Source organism: Paraflavisolibacter caeni (assembly GCF_025628885.1).
Classification (GTDB): Bacteria; Bacteroidota; Bacteroidia; order Chitinophagales; family Chitinophagaceae; genus Flavisolibacter; species Flavisolibacter caeni.
Genome location: NZ_JAOTIF010000006.1, coordinates 191,922 through 211,786, shown reverse-complemented (window position 1 = coordinate 211,786; position 19,865 = coordinate 191,922). Strand labels below are relative to the sequence as shown.

The 19,865-nt window shown below is 40.5% G+C and carries 15 protein-coding genes; 12 read left to right on the top strand and 3 right to left on the bottom strand.

Annotation, left to right across the window (positions count from 1 at the left end; all coding sequences use genetic code 11):
- Nucleotides 1-45: 45 nt before the first annotated feature.
- Together OCK74_RS10995 and OCK74_RS10990 are read left to right on the top strand one after the other, a co-directional pair.
- A complete protein-coding gene (locus OCK74_RS10995) occupies nt 46-249 on the top strand; it encodes a hypothetical protein (RefSeq protein ID WP_279297086.1) in 204 nt (67 codons plus the stop codon).
- Nucleotides 209-1,555, top strand: coding sequence for a serine hydrolase (locus OCK74_RS10990; RefSeq protein WP_279297085.1), 1,347 nt, complete (start codon nt 209-211; stop codon nt 1,553-1,555). The genes OCK74_RS10995 and OCK74_RS10990 overlap by 41 nt, the downstream gene beginning before the upstream one ends.
- A gap of 21 nt (nt 1,556-1,576) precedes the next feature.
- On the opposite strand, the gene lepB is transcribed toward OCK74_RS10990, so the two are convergent.
- Entirely contained in the window at nt 1,577-3,127 is a 1,551-nt protein-coding gene (gene lepB / locus OCK74_RS10985) for a signal peptidase I (protein WP_279297084.1), read from the bottom strand.
- A gap of 326 nt (nt 3,128-3,453) precedes the next feature.
- On the opposite strand from lepB, the gene OCK74_RS10980 reads away from it, so the two are divergent.
- The 8 genes from OCK74_RS10980 (at nt 3,454) to OCK74_RS10945 (ending at nt 15,085) form a co-directional block, all read left to right on the top strand.
- The gene (locus OCK74_RS10980; protein ID WP_279297083.1) at nt 3,454-7,680 is read left to right on the top strand and encodes a hybrid sensor histidine kinase/response regulator; all 4,227 of its coding nucleotides are present in this window, start codon (nt 3,454-3,456) and stop codon (nt 7,678-7,680) included.
- A gap of 220 nt (nt 7,681-7,900) precedes the next feature.
- The gene (locus OCK74_RS10975; RefSeq protein ID WP_279297082.1) at nt 7,901-8,944 is read left to right on the top strand and encodes a bifunctional transcriptional activator/DNA repair enzyme AdaA; all 1,044 of its coding nucleotides are present in this window, start codon (nt 7,901-7,903) and stop codon (nt 8,942-8,944) included.
- Nucleotides 8,945-9,051: 107 nt separating this feature from the next.
- Nucleotides 9,052-9,486: a nuclear transport factor 2 family protein gene (locus OCK74_RS10970; RefSeq protein WP_279297081.1), complete on the top strand. Its 435-nt coding sequence runs from the start codon at nt 9,052-9,054 to the stop codon at nt 9,484-9,486.
- 25 nt (nt 9,487-9,511) lie between these two features.
- Nucleotides 9,512-11,038, top strand: coding sequence for a TolB family protein (locus OCK74_RS10965; RefSeq protein WP_279297080.1), 1,527 nt, complete (start codon nt 9,512-9,514; stop codon nt 11,036-11,038).
- 126 nt (nt 11,039-11,164) lie between these two features.
- Complete coding sequence (locus OCK74_RS10960; RefSeq protein ID WP_279297079.1) at nt 11,165-13,315, top strand: purple acid phosphatase family protein; 2,151 nt, start codon at nt 11,165-11,167, stop codon at nt 13,313-13,315.
- A 69-nt stretch (nt 13,316-13,384) separates the two neighbouring features.
- Nucleotides 13,385-14,083, top strand: a complete 699-nt coding sequence (locus OCK74_RS10955; RefSeq protein WP_279297078.1) for a methyltransferase family protein — start codon at nt 13,385-13,387, stop codon at nt 14,081-14,083.
- Nucleotides 14,084-14,112: 29 nt separating this feature from the next.
- Complete coding sequence (locus OCK74_RS10950) at nt 14,113-14,550, top strand: lipocalin-like domain-containing protein (protein ID WP_279297077.1); 438 nt, start codon at nt 14,113-14,115, stop codon at nt 14,548-14,550.
- A 76-nt stretch (nt 14,551-14,626) separates the two neighbouring features.
- Nucleotides 14,627-15,085, top strand: coding sequence for a DUF1569 domain-containing protein (locus OCK74_RS10945; protein ID WP_279297076.1), 459 nt, complete (start codon nt 14,627-14,629; stop codon nt 15,083-15,085).
- 1 nt (nt 15,086) lies between these two features.
- Here the strand turns inward: OCK74_RS10945 and OCK74_RS10940 are convergent, their stop codons facing one another.
- Nucleotides 15,087-16,199 (bottom strand): PKD domain-containing protein, encoded by a 1,113-nt coding sequence (locus OCK74_RS10940; protein WP_279297075.1) that lies wholly within the window; start codon nt 16,197-16,199, stop codon nt 15,087-15,089.
- A 118-nt stretch (nt 16,200-16,317) separates the two neighbouring features.
- Here OCK74_RS10940 and OCK74_RS10935 point away from each other — a divergent pair, with 118 nt between their 5' ends.
- Nucleotides 16,318-17,466: a DUF2652 domain-containing protein gene (locus OCK74_RS10935; protein WP_279297074.1), complete on the top strand. Its 1,149-nt coding sequence runs from the start codon at nt 16,318-16,320 to the stop codon at nt 17,464-17,466.
- A gap of 350 nt (nt 17,467-17,816) precedes the next feature.
- Nucleotides 17,817-18,794, top strand: coding sequence for a methylenetetrahydrofolate reductase (locus tag OCK74_RS10930; RefSeq protein ID WP_279297073.1), 978 nt, complete (start codon nt 17,817-17,819; stop codon nt 18,792-18,794).
- Here the strand turns inward: OCK74_RS10930 and OCK74_RS10925 are convergent.
- On the bottom strand, nt 18,775-19,779 hold the full coding sequence (locus tag OCK74_RS10925; RefSeq protein WP_279297072.1) for a DUF6807 domain-containing protein: 1,005 nt from the start codon (nt 19,777-19,779) through the stop codon (nt 18,775-18,777). The two genes, OCK74_RS10930 and OCK74_RS10925, sit on opposite strands and share 20 nt — an antisense overlap.
- Nucleotides 19,780-19,865 lie beyond the last annotated feature (86 nt).

Here is a 19,865-nt window from a genome sequence, read left to right as displayed (position 1 = left end):
TTTCGCAACACAAGGAAACGACCAGTTTTCTATCATATACCGGATATGCACAATAAAATAAAGCTGCTTTTATTTGGTCTTATCGAGTATTCTATTGTTGTTGCCCAACTGTCGCCTGTGGCCATTGAAAAGCTAGATAGCTTTACCCTAAGGACAATGCAGGACTGGCATGTGATGGACGTTGCCATAGGGATCGTTGGAAAAGATAGTGTCCTTTTTTTCGAAAGGTTATGGGTACAGAGACTTTGAACAACAACTGCCAATTACGCCTCAAACCATCTTCCCTATCGCTTCCTGCTCAAAAACATTTGCAGCGGCGCTTACAGGCATCGCAACAGATGAAGGCAGAATTTCATTAGATAGCCCAGCGCATCAATATTTACCTAAGTTTAAATTATCCAGTGATTACCTAACAAAGCATGTAACCGTAGAAGATCTTTTGACACACAGAACAGGCATCCCCGGCCATGACTGGGCATGGACTTTTAATACGAACTATAGCCATGAAGAGTATTTCAAAAGAATCAGCAACCTTGAAGCATCTGCCCCTCTAAGGACCAAATGGCAATATAACAGTTTCATGTACCTGGTTGTAAGTGTGCTCAATGAAAAGCTGTTTGGAATGGATTGGAATCATATACTGAAAAATAAGTTGTTCGCTCCTTTGGAAATGCACAACAGTTATGGCGGATATGAAGTTATCGACAACCGTTCCAACCTGGCATTGACTTACAGTTACAAAGACTCCTTCCGTTTAGAGGAAAGACTACAAATGGATGACCTGGAAGGTGGTGGTGCTATCAACTCCACGGCAAGCGATCTGACGCATTGGCTGATCATGTGGATCAATGGAGGAACTTACCACGACAAAAAAGTCCTTTCCGGGCAATTCGTAAAAAATGCGATTTCTTCACACTTCATTATATCCAATGGCCTTCCTGATAAATACAATGATGAATATTTTGAAAATATGGGCCTGGGATGGTTTTTATCTTCCTACAGGGGGCATTATAAAGTGCAACATACAGGTAACCTGAGCGGATTTTCCTCCAAACTGGTTTTTTATCCTTATGATAGTATGGGTATCGTCATTCTAACCAATCAGAATAACTCTCCCTTAATTCATCTTATACCCGATTTTATTACGGATCTCTGTTTTCAACTTCAGCCAAGGGATCAACATTCAACATTACTAGAAGAACAAAAAAGGGCTCTCTTGGCAATGTCAAAGAAACAAAAGAACAATACAGACCAAGCCAGCAAAAGGCCCTTTCATTCCCTAGCTTCGTACTGCGGTTCTTTTTACAATCCAGGGTATGGTCATCTTTCAATTGATACACTTTCTAAGCGTTTAGTGCTTCACTATGCCGGAATGAAGCTGGTGTTACTGCCTGAAGGACGGGATTTCTTTTCAAGTCACTATTTCGAAAATGGCAGTGTCGCAGATGGCGGAGTTGGAAATGTAAATTTTACTTTCAATAAAAGTGGTAAAGTGGAAAGGGTGGATTTACCATTAGAGCCTTCTTTGAAGAACATTGTTTTTACCAAACTATGAAGCTGATGGTTTGAAGAATGACTAGTTTATTGTTTTGAACAATCTATTCCAGCGGGGGGCGTGGTCCCAGCTAAACCAAATCAATACAGGTTTACCGACGATGCGGTCTTCGGGTACAAATCCCCAGAAACGGGAGTCTTGCGAGCCATGACGATTGTCGCCCATCATCCAGTAATAGTCCATTTTAAAAGTATAGGAATTGGCCTCTCTCCCATTCAAATAGAATTTGCCGTTGCGCATTTCAAAATCGTTGTGTTCATATACACGGATGGATCTTTCATAAATTGGATAGTTTTCCCTGGACAGCGGTAATGTTGCACCCTTCTTCGGAATCCAGATGGGACCGTAGTCATCCAGTGTCCATTGATGGAGATCATCATTGGGAAAGAGCATTGAATATGAAGAGGCGTATTTCGTATCACCAGGCTTGTCTATTAAGAGGCTGATTTCCTTAGCCAAGCCATTGTCTTTCATTTTTTGTGCAGCTTCAGCAGTCAACAACATTTGATAAGTATTGGGGCCGGTTACTGTTACTTGTCCTACGTCGCTCATATTTACACCATATTCCGTTTTCATGATATCCTCATCCAAAAACTGTCCGCTGGTGCGCACTAAATAACTCATTTGCATTCCGGGAGGTGATTGTTGTTTCTTACCGTTTATGTAGACGTCACCGGAACGTATCTCTAAGGTATCACCAGCCACAGCTGTACAGCGTTTGACATAGTTATCAGATTTATCAACGGGATGAATGGCTAAAGGATATTCATCCGGGTGAGACAATATATACCGGGAATCAGGATCGCCCTGAGCAGCAGCTCTTTTCACGTCGTAGTACAATCTTTCTGACTGAAAGCCTTTGGCGTTGATGACAGTATCACCAGCGGGTACATTGAATACCACAACATCGCCCCTATTTACAGGTGCTGCAAACCAACGTATATAGGGAAGTTTGATTAATTCAGAATAGGACTTAAGTTGACTGCCTGGCATGTAGTTATGCACAAAAGGTACAGAAAGCGGAGTGTTGGGAATCCGAGGGCCATAGCTGAATTTACTAACAAATAAATAGTCATTCACCAGCAGGGTCTTCTCCATAGAGCCGGAAGGAATGGCATATGCTTCGAATACAAAAGTCCGTATCAACACGGCTGCAACGACAGCGAAAACTGCAGCATCCAACCATTCGCGCCAACCTGATTTTTTATGAAGTTTTATTCTTTCATAACCAAGGAACTTTACGCCGGGTGCATATCCTAACCAAGGAAAATAAAAGGGTGCCAACAGGGCTGCCAAGAAGTGATCGCCTAAGGAAAAGCGACCATACAATTTTACAAATTCGATAAAGATGCCTGGGGTAATGAACCAGCCTACTACAGGAATGGCTTGCCAGAACACCCAGTGTTTTGGCCGATGTGCGAGGTGCAGCATTTCCCAGGTATTGTAAAAAGGTATATAGGCTTTCCACTTCGGCACACCAGCTTTCTCAAAGAGTTTTGCAATACCAAATGAAGGTAGTATCATGACCAGGAGCTGAACCAGATAAACTACCAGAATATGGTTGAGGGGCATATACCAAAATTTGAGGCTATAAAATTTCATCATTCAATAATGGCAAGCAAAATTTTGGTGATAAGCTTTTGCTAAAGTGTGGACTCAGGAAGGTGAGTGTATTTGAGCGTATAAAAGCTCATCTTCTATTATTAAAGTGCAGCAACAATTATTTCATATCAGTGCTTCAGCAAATTGTGAGATCATGGTTATTTGATTAACTTTATATAGAGAGCCCACATTCCAGATTGAATATACAGTGGATTTTCTGGAAGGTAAGTTTGTGGTTTTTCTTTCGCCCTAGCAGTCAGTGACTTTTGAGCCCATACGAAACCAATTTTTTTAAAATGAATTTGATTCATTTTCTATATTCCCTTGCCATTTATGAATCAAAATACACCAAGCTTAATAAAAGTAAAATTGATATTATTTGCTATAAAGGAATAAAAAATAAGCTCGGTAGACTTGCCAAATATGCTCTTGCGCTTTTACTCATCACACTTTTTTCTTTCTGCACAGAGGCACAGCTTTACAAACCCAAGTTCATTAGGATAACTACCAATGAAGGCCTTTCTCAAAATCACGTAAGCGCTATTTTAAAAGACAGATATGGGTTTATGTGGTTTGCAACAGAAAATGGCCTGGATAAATACGATGGCTATCAATTTATCTCCTTCAAACATGATAAAAACAAGCCAGAAACCATTAGCAGCAACTATGTTTTTGATATTATAGAGGATGAAAATAGTATTCTCTGGATCGGGACTGCACGAGGTCTCAACAAATTCAACAGGACGAAAGAAACATTTACCCGGTATTTAAATGGACAAACGAACACCTTTGTCATTGATATATTTATTGATAGCAAAAAAAGGATGTGGCTTGGCACTGCAGAAGGATTATGTCTTTTTAACGCCCAAACGGGAAAAGGCAAATGGTTTCAACACAATGACGAAATCTCCAACAGCTTGAGTAATAACTTTATTTTTAAAATAGCTGAAGATAATTATGGTGAGTTATGGATAGCAACAGATAGTGGATTCAGCCGATTTAATCCAGAAACTCAGAATTTTATCAATTACAGACACGACCCGGCCAATAAGAAAAGTATTGCCGGAAACAGGATCAAAGCAGTCTTTAAAGACAGTAGAGGTAATATCTGGGCAGGCACCCAAGGTTATGGAATTTCAATGTATAACAGAAACGACAATTCCTTTATCAGTTTCAGCCATGATCCTGGCAATCCGAATTCCATTGGTTATAATGACATTCTATCTTTTGTTGAAGGGAATGATGGCAAATTATGGATCGGAACGGAGAATGGGGGCATCAGCGTAATGGATGGTAAAACCAATCAATTTACTACTTATAAAAACGAGGTATCGGATCATTATAGCCTGAGCAATAATTCTGTTTACAGTTTATATAGGGATAATACCGGAAATATCTGGGCGGGGACATGGTCGGGAGGCGTCAATTTTCTTCCCCGATTTGGAGATAAATTTAATCTCTACAGACAAATACCAAACGTTACAAACAGTTTAAGCAACAATAGTATTCTAACGGTTACCGGGGATAAGAAGGGTAACCTTTGGATAGGAACGGACGGCGGAGGGTTGAATTATTTTGACCGGAAAACAAAACAATTTACCCATTACAGAAATGATCCTAAAAATGAAAACAGCATTAAGAGCGACTATGTTCTTTCTGTTGTTGAAATAGGTAACAACATGCTTGCCTTAGGTTATCATAGAGGCGGGTTTGACCTGTTCAACTTGAAAACAGGATCATTTTCCCATCATATGCCAAATGAAAAGGACTCTAATTCGATTGCTGCATCGAGTGTAAATGTGGTGTATCAAGATCGTGAAGGAAACTTTTGGCTGGCCACATGGAGCGGAGGCCTAAACTTATATAATAGTAAAACAAAAAAAATCACACGTTACCAGCATAATCCTAATGACCCCAAATCAATATGCAGCAATTTCGTAACTGCTGTTTATGAAGATCATGATCGAAACATATGGGTAGGAACCGTCAATGGATTTGACTTATTTGACAGCAAAAACAACCGATTTATTCATCATAAAAATGATCCAAAGAATAAACGTTCCATAAGCAACAATTATGTTGATGCTATTTATGAAGATGAAAAGGGCAACTTATGGCTGGGAACCCAGGATGGGTTGAATTATTTTGATAAAAAGACAGGAATATTTACAGCCTATACAGAAAAAGATGGCCTGGGCAGCAATATCATCAAAAGCATTCTTCCTGATCATAAGGGTAATCTTTGGGTTGGCACTTATAAAGGTTTGAGCAAGTTTAACATTAAAGCAAAAAGCTTTCGTAATTATACTATTTCTGACGGATTACAAGGAAATGAATTCAAGGCAAAGTCGTGTTATCAGGCACCTGACGGAGAAATGTTTTTTGGTGGAGCAGAGGGACTGAATTCTTTTTATCCAGATAGTGTTAAAGACAACCACATTATTCCTCCGGTATATATCACTAATCTTCAAATTTTCAATAAGCCAGTTCACATTGACAGTCATAATTCTCCTTTACATTCTTCCATAAATGCAATTAAAGAAATTGTTCTTTCTTATAAACAGTCTGTATTTACAATTGAATTTGCAGCTTTAAATTATATAATACCATCTAAGAACCAATATGCCTATAAGCTTGAAGGATTTGATGAAGATTGGAACTATGTAGGGAATAAACGTTCAGCTACTTATACTAACCTGGATGCAGGTACATACTTTTTTAGAGTAAAAGCATCTAATAATGACGGTATATGGAATGAAAAAGGAGCAACGCTTAAAATAATTATCACTCCGCCTATTTGGGGAACATGGTGGTTCAAAGTAGTCGTCTTTGTTTTCGTCGCTGGCAGTGCCTTATTGATCTATTATTACCGTATGCGCAGTATTAATGCTCAAAGGCATGAGCTTGAGCGGCTGGTTGTAGAACGGACAGAAAAACTAGCCAGAAAAACAGAAGAAGCAGAGCAAGCCAACCGCGCCAAAAGCATGTTTCTTGCTACTATGAGCCATGAAATCCGTACGCCGATGAATGGAGTTATTGGCATGGCATCATTGCTATCGCAAACTACGTTAAACAGTGAGCAAAAGATGTATGCGGATGTCATACGTAGCTCAGGCGAAAACTTACTGGGTATTATCAATGATATTCTTGACTTTTCCAAAATAGAGTCTGGAAAAATGGAACTGGAGTCAGAGCCCTTTAACTTACGCTGTTGTATAGAAGAAGTATTGGAAACTTTTTCGGTCAGGGCTGCAGAACACAACCTTGACCTTGTATATATTATACAACATGATGTGCCACCTTATATTGTGGGGGATAGCCTTCGTTTGCGGCAAATATTATTTAACCTGGTAGGAAATGCTATAAAGTTTACCAAGCAAGGTGAGATCTTTATTGATGTATCCGTGCCGGATCGATTAGAGAATGATCATTTACGATTAAACTTCAATGTAAAAGATACCGGAATAGGTATTAAAGATGACAAATTAGAAAAGCTATTCAAATCTTTCTCACAGGTAGATTCCTCCACCACAAGGAAGCATGGAGGAACGGGGCTTGGTTTAGCCATTTGCGAAAAGCTGGTTGCACTGATGGGAGGAAGCATACATGTGGTCAGTGAATATGGTAAGGGATCAACTTTCAGCTTTAATATTCTTACCATGCCTGTTCAAGAAATGTCCAGGGATGAAGATCATCCAGACCTTCAAGTGTTAGCTGGAAAAAACATTTTAATCATTGATGATAATAATACTGTTCTTGCGTCTCTTCAATATGAATTAGAACCATTGAATATCAAATCAACGCTGTCGAACTCTCCTAAAAAGGCACTGGAATTATTCTCCAGATCATCTTCATCAATAGACACTGTATTGATAGATTTGCACATTCCTGAAATGAATGGCATCCAGCTTGCCCAGGAGCTACAAAAGATCAACAGTTCTATACCACTTCTCCTATTAAGAACGATCAAGGACAAAGTCAGCGATCAAGACGTTGCGCTTTTTAAGTGCGTGTTGCATAAACCAATAAAACTGCATTTACTGCAAAAGTGTTTAATAGAAGCTTTATTGAATACTAGACCTGCAGCTATTGAAAAACGCACAAGTGATCTATTACAAGGCAATTTCAGTAAGGAGTTTCCGTTGAACATTTTAGTTGCTGAAGACAACCCTGTCAACCAAATGCTGATTGTAACCATACTTAAAAAGCTTGGTTATTTACCTAAAGTAGCCAATAGCGGAAGTCAAGCTTTGGAAATGGCAGTTGAAAATCCTTTTGACGTTATTTTAATGGATGTACAAATGCCTGAAATGGATGGATGTGAGGCCACCCGGTTCATCCGGAAAACAGCCAGCGTTCAACCCAAGATCATTGCCATGACGGCAAATGTTGCAAAAGAAGAAAAAGAAGAGTGCATTAATGCTGGTATGGATGATTTCATCAGCAAACCAATCAATCTGGAAGAGTTGATCAATAAATTACAGAAATGGGCTTCTAAGACAGAAAATCCTTTAGCTAACTAAATGATTAGTAATTTCCCTCTTTTCCGATGGCAGACTCTATCGGCTACGCCCCTACCTGACTGCATTGGTTCAAATGGTGGTGCAATTTATTGAATAAAAATACTTGTCAATTTTCCGGTTGTACAGCTTTCTGGCCCAAGGTAATTTTGCGCTACAAGCAAAATACCCAGATAAACACAGGCGACATGCCCATGGTTAAAAATAACTTTAAAGACATTTTATGGAACTGACAGATGAGATCATGTATCAAGCATGTGTAGAAAGAGATACATCTTTTGAAGGCTTATTTTTTACGGCCGTAAAAACAACAGGCATCTTTTGCAGGCCATCTTGCACTGCCAGAAAACCCAAAAGGGAAAATGTAGAATTTTTCAGAACATCTAAAGAAGCCATTTTAAAGGGTTACAGGCCATGCCGTGTTTGTAAGCCATTGGAGCACCTGAATGAAACGCCAGAAAAGATAAAAAGTCTTTTACATGAACTGACCGGTAATCCATCGCTAAAGTTCAAAGATCATGACCTGGTTCAAAGAGGAATTGAACCCAGTCAGATCAGAAGGTGGTTTTTAAAAAATCACGGCATTACTTTTCATTCCTATCAAAGAATGTTCAGAATCAATAGCGCATTTAAGAAAATTCAAAACGGGGAGCCTGTCACTTCAACTGCTTTTGACGCAGGTTATGAATCACTAAGCGGCTTTGCAGATTCTTTTAAAAACATATTCGGTGTTTCACCTAAAAACAGTAAAGAACAAAACATCATTGACCTTAAAAGGATAGAAACCCCATTAGGGACGATGTATGCCTGTGCCGTAAGGGAAGGCATTTGCTTACTGGAATTTACCGACAGGAAAATGCTGGAAACAGAATTCAAAGCGTTAGCAAAACTGTTCAATGCCACTATTGTGCAAGGAGAAAATGAACATTTCATATTGCTGGAGCAACAGTTGACGGAATATTTTGAAGGAAAACGTCAAGCCTTTACGGTTCAATTAGTAACTCCCGGTTCTGATTTTCAAAATTCAGCGTGGAGAGAGCTGCAAACTATTCCATTTGGCAGTACACGGTCTTATAAAGAACAAGCTATAGCAATAGGAAAACCCGAATCTATCAGAGCTGTTGCCAACGCTAATGGCATGAACAGAATCTCTATCCTTATTCCCTGTCATAGGGTAATAGGTTCAGACGGACAATTAACGGGTTATGGTGGTGGACTTTGGAGGAAACGCCATTTGCTTGAAATGGAAAAGAAATATTCCACATAAACATATGATCGTTTCATTTGGAAAGTGAGTCGCGATGATTTTATATGAAAGCAAGTGTTAACAAGTAAAACATCCGTAAATTTAGTGTTACATGAACACTCAAAACTATGGAACATTTTACTCTCCGGGAGCAGGTGATAGAAGTTGTTAATAAGCTATTCATTTATACGGATGAACAGGAATGGGCAAAGCTTCAAAGCGAAGTGTTTACAGAACAAATACAGTTTGACATGTCGTCACTTGGTGGAGAGCCCAAGACTGCTATGGCTAAGGAAGTTTGTGAGAGCTGGCAAAAGGGATTTGAGGGTTTGGACGCGGTGAATCATCTTGCGGGGAATTATTTAGTAACCATCAACGAGTTAACGGCAGATGTTTTTGCCTATGCCACAGCAACCCATTTCAAAAAAGCTGCAACACAAGGCAATACCAGGGAGTTTGTAGGTACTTATAACCTGCACCTGGTTTATACAGAAAAAGGTTGGCGTATTGATGCTTTCAAATACAACCTGAAGTATGTAAATGGGAACGTTGAACTGGTATGAGGATTCCGTTCATAAATCATCCGATATGTCCGCCAATATCTATTTTCTTCAAACGATTGCTTTGACCATGCTTATAATGTCAGCATCTTCTTTTGCGCAATCCACTTCTAAACTTTTTGATGGCAATAGTGATGTGGGCGCAGTTCTACACCGCGGTTCTGTTATGTATGATGGTGCACGGCAACAGTATATCATATCTGGTTCGGGTGCTAATATTTGGGGGAGCCATGATGAATTTCATTTTGCCTGGAAAAAGTTGGGAGGAGACTTTATCCTGCAAGCACATGGAAAGTTGATTGGTAAAGGAGTCGATCCGCACCGTAAAACAGGATGGATGGTACGTAACAGCCTGGATAGCAGTTCGCCTATGGTGAGCGTACAAATACATGGAGATGGCCTGGTTGCGCTCCAGTACCGTAAAACTACAGGCGGAGCTGTGGAAGAAGTGCGTTCAACGGTAAAGGGTCCAGATGTATTTCAACTTGAGCGGAGGGGCAACCGGTATATCATGTCTGTAGCACGGTTTGGTGAACCATTTACAACAGCTGATATTTCTGATATCAACTTAGGTGATGAAGTATATGCGGGACTGTTTGTTTGTGCACACAATAAGGATGTAACGGAGAAAGCTATTATTAGCAATGTTCGCATCATCAAGCCTGTGCAGGAAAATTTTGTTCCCTATAAGGATTATATCGGAAGCCATATAGAAACACTGGAAGTATTTACAGGCCAGCGCACTATACTTTATACTGATCCGGGCTCGCTGCAAGCTCCTAATTGGACGCCAGATGGAAAGGCATTGATCTATAATACCAGTAAAGGATCGATGTACCGCTTTGATTTGAAGAGCAGAAAATCAGAAATGATCAATACTGATTTTGTCAAGAAAAACAACAATGACCATGTGCTTTCTTTTGACGGGAAGATGCTGGGACTTAGTGCATCGAGCGGGAAGCCGGAATATGGGTCCCTGATCTATACGGTTCCTGTGCAGGGCGGTAAGCCAAAACAGATCACACCCATAGGTCCTTCTTACCTGCATGGATGGTCGCCGGATGGTAAATACCTTGTATTTACCGGGCAACGAGATAATGAATTTGATATTTACAAGATATCATCGGACGGTGGGGAAGAACTCCGTTTGACCGATGCGCCTGGTTTGGATGATGGTCCTGAATACAGTCCTGACGGTAAGTATATTTACTTCAACTCGGTGCGTACCGGGAAGATGCAGTTGTGGCGCATGAAGCCTGATGGCAGTGATCAGGAGCAACTAACGTTTGATGATTACAATAATTGGTTCCCTCATATTTCGCCTGATGGCCAATGGATCGCTTTCCTGACGTTCATGAATGATATTGATCCCAGTGATCATCCGTTTTATAGACATGTATATTTGAGGTTGATGCCTGCAGGCGGAGGACAGCCGAAGGTAATTGCTTATGTGTATGGTGGGCAGGGATCGATCAATACGCCGTCGTGGGCGCCGAATAGTAAGCGGATTGCGTTTGTGAGTAATAATGGGATGATTAGTGCTACGTCTAAATGAAGAGGCTGAAAGATCAATGGAGCAGTTTAACGACTGTAGGAGGTGTCCGCTAATGCTTTTAAAATTTGAATTGATGCTGCAAGGAAATACCTTTATACAAGTATTGGCCAAATTCATTCACTTGTTATGACAGCTGCAAGAAATCCAAAGTTAATAGGAATATTATTATTCCTTTTAATCACTTTTCTACATGCAGATGCTCAAAGTATCCTAATTGCTTATGGCAATTCATGGAAATACCTGGATAATGGCAGTAATCAAGGCACAGCCTGGAGGAGCAGCAGCTTTAATGATGCATCCTGGCTAACGGCAAGATCGCGTTTTGGTTATGGAGATCCTGTAGCAACCTGCATCAAGCCCGGCGTTTCCTGCGGAAGCAATTATTGTAGTCCCAACCCTTCCACATGCACAAAATATATCACTTATTACTTTCGCAAATCTTTTACTATTGCCAATAAAAGCCTTTTTTCTTCCTTTACTATTAAAATGTTCCGTGATGACGGGGTGGCCGTGTACATTAATGGTGTAAGGATTGTAAGTAACAACCTGGTTGCCGGTGCTGCCTATAACACATTTGCAACAGCTGCGGCGGCAGATGACGGACAGATAGAACAAACCTTTGCCAATATTCCCACTACAAATTTTGTAAACGGCACCAACGTATTGGCTGTAGAGGTGCATCAAAACAGTACTACCTCATCCGATCTTACCTTCGACTTACAGTTGGCAGGCATCATTCCCAGTTCTGTCAGCCTCACTCGCGGACCTTACCTGCAAATGGGCAGCCAGACTGCTTTGACATTCCGGTGGCGGACAAATTATGCTTCCAACTCAAGAGTTCAAATTGGAACTGTTTATGGGTCTTATCCTATTGTTGTAAATGATACCAACAAAACAACTGAGCATGCGGTAAGGATTAAAGGATTGACCTCCAACACTAAGTATTATTACCGTATTGGTACATCTACCCAGGTGCTACAGGGAAGTACAAGTAATTTCTTTACTACTGTCCCGGCAGCTAATACTACGCGTAAGGTGCGTATAGCCGCTTTTGGAGATTGTGGCAGGAATGACAATTCGTTTCAAACGCAGACGCTGACACAATACCGCAACTATCTTACTGCCAACGGTATCGACGCCGCAGATGCCATGATTTTGTTGGGCGATAACGCCTACAACAGTGGGACTGATGCAGAATATACAACTAACTTTTTCACACCTTATGGTTCAAGCATTTTAAAAAATCATAAGCTTTATCCGGCGCCGGGTAATCATGATTATTATTCAACTTCACAAACTTCCCGAACCGGGGCGTATTATAAAAATTTCTCCATGCCTAAAGCCGGTGAATGTGGCGGTGTGGCTTCCGGCACAGAGGCTTATTATTCTTTCGATATTGGCAATATTCATTTCCTGTCGCTCGATTCCTATGGCCAGGAGTCTCCAAATAACACAAGGCTATACGACACATTAGGCCCCCAGGTAACCTGGGTAAAAAAAGACCTGAACGCCAACACCAAAAAGTGGGTGGTGGTCTACTGGCACCATCCTCCCTACACTATGGGCAGCCATAATTCCGACACGGAAACTGAACTGATCAACATCCGCAACAATTTCATCCGTATCCTGGAGCGTTATGGCGTGGATTTGATCATCTGCGGCCACAGCCACGATTATGAGCGATCTTATTTGTTGAAAGGTCATTATGGAAACGAAGCCACTTTCAACCTGGCTACGCATGCCGTGAGCAACTCTTCGGGCAAGTACGATGGCAGCGGCAATTCCTGCCCTTATATTACCGCTTCGGGTGCAGCCAACCATGGAACTGTTTATGTTGTGGCAGGTTCATCGGGCGCCGATGGCGGTGTGAATACGGGTTATCCGCATAATGCTATGCCCTTTTCTTTTGATGATGGCGGCATGCTGTATTTTGAAGTGGATGACAACCGCCTGGATGCGAAATTTATCCGGCGCGATGGCATAGTAGCTGACAAGTTTACTATTATGCAGAATGTAAATAACACATCTACCTACAGCATTACCGCAGGAACATCTATTACGCTGAAAGCATCCTGGCCAGGCAGTTATATCTGGAATACAGGCGCTTCTACAAGATCTATAACCATAACGCCTCCTGCAGGAACTACAGTTTATACGGTTAAGGATTTCACAACAGGTACTTGCCTGACTGATCATATCACTGTTACCGCTTTCCCGAATATATCTCCGGTAACACTAACTAAAAACAGAGCTCAGTTGAATAATAATAAAAAGTAGACCTATGCTTCCAATGGTGAGATAAGAAGTTAGTATTCATCAACAAATCCAGTTTTAAATGTATTAGTTATGGATACAAAGAAGAAGTTAACTGTTGGACAGATCATTTTTACAGTATTTTATTTACTGTTCTGGCCGGCTCTTATTTTATTTCTTTCAGGGGACTGGTTTTGGACAGAAGGATGGATTTTCGGCACCTGGTTTCTTACAACAACAATAGGGGTAACCGTATACTTGTACATCAAGGATCCGGCATTGCTGATTGAGCGTTACAGAAGGCCCGGCACCGGGAACCAACAATCCTGGGATAAAGTATTAATGGCAGTTATTATGGTAATTTTTCTTTTATGGGTGGTGATCATACCGTTGGATAGCAAACGGTTCAGGTGGACGCCAGGATTTCCTACTGCACTTAAATATGTTGGAGGGGTCATGTTATTGCTTTCCAGTTTCTTTCTTTTTCGTGCATTTTCTGATAATACATTTTTATCTCCATTGGTCCGCGTACAACGGGAACGCCAACAGCAATTAATTACCACAGGTGTGTATGCATTTGTCAGGCATCCAATGTATTTAGGCGCTTTATTAATGTTCTTAGGAACTCCTTTATTATTGGGTTCTTATTTTGGAATTGCTATAGGCGTATTGGTGATATTTCTCATGGGCTTAAGGACATTGGGTGAAGAAAAAATGTTGATGGAAGAATTCAAAGATTATGCAGCTTATAAACAAAAAGTGCGCTACAGGTTCATTCCCTTTTTATGGTAATTTTGTCAACTCCTGCAAATGTATACAACATGAAAATCACCCTAACATTAGTAATAGGAATCAGTTTACTTCTAGGTTCTTGTCACGGTAATTCAAAAAATAAGGCAAAGATTGTAAACGACAGTCAGCCGAATGTAAATGCCGATACTAATGTAGTTACGGACTCTAATAAGGCCAGAAGCTTCGATGAGATGCTTTATGGCTCGTGGGTAGAGCCTAATCCAATCAATGAAAAGGAGGTCCAAGGGTTTAGGTTGAATCATGACAGTTTAGCAACATCAATTAACATGGCAACCTTGCTGTATAAAAAGTGGTGGGCAAAAGATAAATATTTGTTTTTGGTAGCAGAAAGCAAGGGCAATCGCCAAGAGATCATTGATACAGCCGTTTATCAAGTAGTTCACCTGGATAATAATCAATTGGTATTGAAAGACAGGAACCGACTCTTAACTTATCAACGGAAATGAGATTAAGCAAGGGAATGATAAATGCCACACTAAAAAGTACAATTCTCAAATTCGAGATATGCTTACCTTCGAATTTATGAAGATAGATATTAACAAAAGAGATGAACTCAATAGCATAATAGACAGGCTTTTTGAAGATACTGAAGCCAAGTGGGGTCTTATGAAACCTCAGCATATGATAGAACACCTGGCGACAACAATGGAGTTTTCCAATGGCAAAATGCTGCTGGCACAAAGGACGACAGAGCAAGAGGGAAAGACCGCTAAGGAAGCATTTATTTATACTGAAATTGAAATGCCACAGGGGCTCAAAAGTTCCTTACTAGGTAACGTTCCTCCCCCGTTTAAACATCCAAGCCTAGATGATGCTAAAAGGAATTTAAACCAGGAACTGGATGATTTTCATTCCTACTTCGAAAATCATCCTGAAGCAACTTTTACTCATCCCAGATTAGGAAGTTTGAACCATAGAGAGTGGGTTATTTTACACAATAAGCACTTTACACATCATTTTAAACAGTTTGGTCTTTTATAAATTACTTCACTGCAACATCCCAGACTTTGGCCCGGCGGGATTTGCCGGCGGGTCCTTCAACCCAGAGGATTACAATGTAATGATCAGGCTTTTCATAAATGTGTGTTGGGTGTTGTTCAGTAGAGGTGGAGCCATCACCGAAGTCCCATTTCCAAGAATTTACTTTGCCGATAGATTCGTCTTTAAAGGCGACTAAACGACGCTGCATATCTACGACGGTAAATGACCATTGCGCTTCTATTGGTTTTTTGAAGCGATCTTCCAAGGGCATGAGTTTGAAGGGCAACAAGTAGGAAGCGTTGCCGTACATGGTGTGTTCTTTGGAGAGGTTCCAGAAGCCGTTGTTGCCTTTTGCGTTTACATCATCGTAATCAATGATGGCCCAACTCAGGCCGATATTCTTGTTTTCTACCAGGATAGATTCTACTGCACGGGCAGGCCCTTCGGGACCAGCATAGTCGAAGGGAGTAATCCAGAATTCCAATGTCAGCTTGCCTGATTGACCTTGCCTGAAGTTATAGTTGTAGGCTGCATTGGCATAAGGCAGGTCTTTAATCCAGGGTTGGCTGCCCCAGGCTAGGGCCCAATCCTTACCTTCTGCTGGCGTAAAAATGTGGTAGTTCTGTGCATGTACGCCGTGGAAGGAGAAGTAGGCATCCATGATGCTGAGGTCTTTGTTGGGATGAAATCGATCGATCAATGGACCACCAGATTGATCGCCATCTACAACGATTTCAAAAATATCATTGTGCAGGTCGGGTAAAGAAAAGTCCCAGTAGTTATCGTAAGCTTCGTATAAGAAGTACAAACGGTTCATCCCTTTCACCCAGCCTACTTTCACTTTTACATCCAGGTTCTTTGGATCGGCCTTTTCATGCTTGCGGCTATCATCCCACAATTGGTCCATGCCAATTGTATAATCATCCGGCACAACCTTCCAATCTTCTCCCTTTCCATCGATAGAGGGTATCATATTGGGCGGAAACTGAAAGATCTTGTAACTACGTTTTTCCTGGGCAAAGGAAGAGATCGAGCTTACTGAAAACAGGGCCAGGATTAAAAAAAAACGGGCATAAATATTCCTGAAATGCAGAGATAAGAAGTTAGTATTCATCAGTTAAGTGCCACGAATTTAATAAATAAGTTATCGATGTTTAGTAAATTTAATGGTATCAATCCGGCCCCCACTATTTACCGTATATCCTAACACTAAATTTTTAAACGGTAAAAATATGGCCACGCAAAAAACTCCAGGAATTCAGAAAGCATTTCTGTTTATGCCAGACATTACGGGTTTTACTGAGTTTGTAAACAGCAATGAAATTATGCATGCACAAAATATCATCAAGGAACTACTTGAAATCATCATAGAAAGTAATCAATTGGATCTTAAGGTAAGTGAAATAGAAGGTGATGCCGTATTCTTTTACCGCATTGGTAACGCGCCATCAATGAACCAATTACTTGAGCAGATCCAAACCATGTTTACCCGTTTTCATCAACATCTTCAATTATATGATCATCAGCGCATTTGTCCATGTGGGGCCTGCTCCAGTTCCAAAAATCTTAAGCTAAAGGTTTTTGCCCATTTTGGCGAAGTGACCGGCGTTTCCATTAAAGAACATAGAACGCTATTTGGAAAGGATGTCATTGTGCTGCACCGATTATTAAAGAATAGTTTACATAAAAAGGAATATGCCTTATTCACCAAACATTTATTGCAAGATGCCCAGCCATTACATTCAACTCCTTCCTGGTATGAGTTCGAAGATGCTTCAGAACAATATGATGTAGGAACCATCAATTTTACCGTAGCAGACCTTTCCCGACTGCATGACGAGATGCCGCCGGTTACACCTCCTGCTTATCATTTATATAAAAAAACAAAACCAGTTTTTAGCCACGAGCAACTGATTCCATTTCCCATAGCACAAGTCTTTACTCCTATTTTCGATCTGTCACAACGTCCTAATTGGATGGATGGGGTGGACAAAGTGGAAATAGTGGGTCATGATCATATCAACCGGGTAGGCACTAAGCATTGCTGTATTGTTCATGGAGAGAATGATTCGTTCATTGTTACCAATTATGCAAAAATTGAGAGTGGCATCATGGAATTGATTGAAATGGATGAAAAAGGAATGGGAGGATTAAGTTTTCATTTGGAGCAAGTCAGTGACAATGAAACCCTGGTGAAAATAGATCTATTGATCAGAAACAACCCCATTATTCTTTTGTATTACCATTTGCTGATGAAATCAAAATTGCAAAAAAGAATCATTCAAGGCCTCAATAACCTGGCGGAGCTTTGTAGGCATGCTGCGGTTGTTGAAAGCGATCCTGCAGGGGGCAGAACAGGATCACAAATAATATCAGATTGATTCAAATCTTATGATGAACATTCATATCAATTATCAATTACTAACTGGTCTCAAACCAAAGGCATCAAAACAAAAATTGCGGTGAACAAACGCTGATTGCCTATTTTCTCAATTCTACCTCACACTGTCTCTGACCTGACTCTGTCGATGCAGGGGCGAGACTTACAATTTTATCATTGCCCCACAACAATCATACATGTCAAGGCAAAAAATAGTCTCTTTCACCTTATGGCCACCTCTTAACTCATTATCATATAATCTAATGTCAATAAAATGGCATCGGAGAATCTATCTTTGCACGCTATTAGCCCCTTTAAGAGGCCAAAGCCACATCAAAAAGACAATATTGAATGCTGAGAGATAAAATTTTGAAGAAAGAATCCGGGATAGTTTTTTATAGTTTAACGCCTCCTAAAGTCAATACTGACCTGGAAAAAATTAAAGTCATAGCCAACAAACAAATTGAGCGGCTCAGGAGCCTGAATATAGATGGACTTCTTCTTTACGACATCCAGGACGAATCGTCCAGAACAGACAAAGAGAGAACTTTTGCCTTTACTCCCACCATCGCTCCAGAGAACTATAGCAGGAACTATTTAACGGAATTAAAAGTTCCAAAGATTATTTACAAAAGCATGGCTAACCTGACTCAAGGGCAATTTGTTGATTGGTTACTGTCAAACCAGGATATAGAGTATGCAGTTCTTGTTGGTGCCTCCTCTCAGCAACAAGTTCAGCTCACTAACTTTTCATTACATGATGCCTATGACATTAAAAATAAGCACCTGGAACCTTTGTTGATTGGAGGTGTAACCATTCCTGAACGACATACCAAAAAAGGGGATGAACATCTAAGGATATTCAACAAAGTTGATAAAGGTTGCAGTTTCTTTGTGTCACAGTGCGTTTACAGCCTGAACGACACAAAAAATCTGCTTTCCGACTTTTATTACACCACATTAGATAATGGTAGAGCGTTTTCACCTATCATATTCACGCTGGCACCTTGCGGTTCATTAAAAACTCTACAGTTTATGGAGTGGCTTGGTATTGAGGTTCCAAAATGGCTTTATAACGATCTAAAGCACTCAAAAGACATATTGACTGCCTCTGTTAATACCTGTAGAAATATAGCTATTGAAATAATGGACTATGCAACGGGCAAAAACATTCCAATAGGATTTAATATAGAGAGTGTTTCCATAAAGAAAGAAGAAATTGAGGCTTCGAACCAGCTATTAATTGATGTTTTGAAATTATTGAAAACTGGCAAATCGGAAAATAAGTCGGAAAATAAAGCCTCCCATATTATGGCGATTGACGTTTAAAAGAGAGAAAATCAGCCGCGAGTTTATTCATGTCGTCGTTTGTGAGTGATGGGCCGGAATGGATGATGAACCTATATTTGAAAGATACAGACTGGTGAGGTTGGAGGGTAAAGTTCAGATCTTCCTTTCCATTACTAAAGACTTTTCTGCCCAAGGGATTAACAGCAAAGAGTCCGTAGCCTCTTGCGTGCCAGTAGGCAGGGTAGCCAATATTTGCAGGATGGTCTATAAGGCCTATGGTTATGTCTTTGTTTTGCTTTTTGCCAGTTAGCATTACCCAAGTGCCTTTGCTGCTCCACACATCATCGCCTTTTAATCCTTCACTGCTGTAGTACATGCCGGTTACGCCTTCATTATCCACCTTCTTAACAGCAGTAACATTACCCTTTTCATCAACGAAACCGGTGGCATCTTTGGAAGGCATCTCCAATTCCCTTGCGACCCTTATGGCCAGCAAGCCATCTTTGACGTCTTTAAAAACCACGGTTGTATCTGCAGCCGTTAAGGTTGTAAAGTAATCTATTATGAAATCATTTCCCCTAACGCGGAATTGATACGATGTTTCTTCATTCAATAATACTTTATTATCGGGCCTGACCCATATAGAAGAAGCGGTTAAAGATGCCTGGGCTCCATCAGCTTTTTTATTGATTATTTTTTGGTGGCGTATGGTACCATATTGAGCCCTTTTTTCAAGGGGTATAGCAGTAGAGTTGTTCCAGAAGTCCAAGCCATTCACTGATTCATAATTGAACCAAATACCAGTATGGTGAGGGTGATCGGTTCTTTCGCCGGGAACGATTCTAAAAGGATAACTACGTGTCACCGTTATACCATCAACAGTATTTACAGGGAACAGGACAGGTTTCCTGCTGGAATCGTAGTAACAATAAGCAGTGAGCAATTGGTTGTTAAACAGGATTGCCACTTCTTTTTTATCTTTTTTCTCCACTATTCGGAAACCTTTATCCTTTTGCTGGGACATGGCAAAGAAGCAAATGCATAACAAACTTAATGTCAGGAGCGATTTGTACATGGGGGGAAGATACAACTTAGCGTTTGAAGTTTGGA